The sequence below is a fragment of the Streptomyces sp. NPDC020489 genome (genome assembly GCF_044386545.1).
Lineage (GTDB): Bacteria > Actinomycetota > Actinomycetes > Streptomycetales > Streptomycetaceae > Streptomyces.
In genome coordinates, this window is record NZ_JBIRUZ010000035.1 from 1 (window position 1) to 1,404 (window position 1,404).

At 66.3% G+C, this 1,404-nt stretch carries 1 pseudogene; it reads right to left on the reverse strand.

The features are described from left to right. Positions 1–164: 164 nt before the first annotated feature. A pseudogene (locus tag ACH41F_RS41780) lies at positions 165–1,348 on the reverse strand (IS701 family transposase). Positions 1,349–1,404: the final 56 nt, after the last annotated feature.

Genomic DNA, 1,404 nt, shown 5'->3' on the forward strand with positions numbered 1-1,404 from the left:
AGTACTGCAACGGTGCTTGTTCTGAGTGCTGGGCAGTTTTCAAGGGCTGTGTCCACGGCGCTTGTAGTGACTGAGCCGTGCTTGATATTGCCGTCTCCGGCGCCATGTCGACCAGTGGAGGATGTGGTCGACCGGGGTGGGACGGCGGCCGGTGAGCCGGGTGATCAGGCGTCTGATTTCGGCGAGGCTGAGGTGGATGAGCTGGGAGGATCCGTTTCTGCTTTGTCTGCGTTCAGTTCTCGGGCTCGCAGGACGGTCAGGCAGGCGTGGGCGGCCATGGCCAGGGTCAAGTGGCGGTGCCAGCCGGGGTAGCGGCGGACCTGGTAGTCGTCCAGGCCGCACTCCTGCTTCGCGGTCTGGAAGCACTCCTCAACAGCCCAGCGGCTGCCTGCGATGCGGATCAGCTCGTCCAGTGTGGTGTCGGCCGGGCAGTAGGCGATGTAGTAGGAGATTTCGTCGGGTCTGCTGACGCTGCGGCGGGCGAGAGCCCAGTGCCGGCGGTCCTCGCGGTGCCAGGGCCTGACCTCGACGCGGGCCCAGTCGTAGATGCGCCGGCCGTGAGCTCCTTCACCGCAGGAACGGCGTTTCCATTTCTGCCGTGGCAGGCCGGGGAACAGGTCGTGGACGGGGTGGTCGATGGACCAGCGGGTGACGACGGTGTCGTGGCGGGTGGTGGCCATGACGTGGAAGACATCAGCCTGCTCCATCTCGAACCGCCAGCCCTTGCTGAAGCCATAGGCGGCGTCCGCGGTCACCCACCGGAACGGGATCCGGTCCGCAATGGCCTTGCGACCATGGCCTTGGCCATGGCCACCTTCGTCTCGAAGGCGATCTCGTCGCCGATGCCGGCCCGGCGGCAGCGTTCCCGGTCGTCCGTCCAGGAGGTGGGCAGGTAGAGCCGCCGGTCGATCAGAGTACGTCCGTGGCTCGTGGCGTAGGCGAGGAAGACGCCGATCTGGCTGTTCTCGGTGCGGCCGGCGGTTCCGGAGTACTGACGTTGCACGCCGGCCGAGCGGATGCCCTTCTGCAGGAACCCGGTGTCGTCGACGATCAAGACGGCATCTGGGTCTCCGAGGTGTTCGACGACGTAGTTGCGTACGTCGTCCAGGACCTCGTCGGCGTCCCACTCGATGCGGTTCAGCAGCCGGTGGATGCGATCGGGGCCCGCGTGCCCGGCCTCCTCCGCCAGTGTCCAGCCGTTCTTCCGTTCCAGCGGAGCGATCAGTCCGCGCATGTACGCCAGTGCCGACTCGCGCGGCTCCTCCCGGTTGAACCGGTGCACGAACCGCTCATGCACCGCCTCGAGTTCACCCGCCCACAACCTGACATCAGCAAGGTCCCCACCCATGACCACACCAACGACCGAGCTGGCCAGCAGTCACGGCAAGCACCGTTGCAGTACTA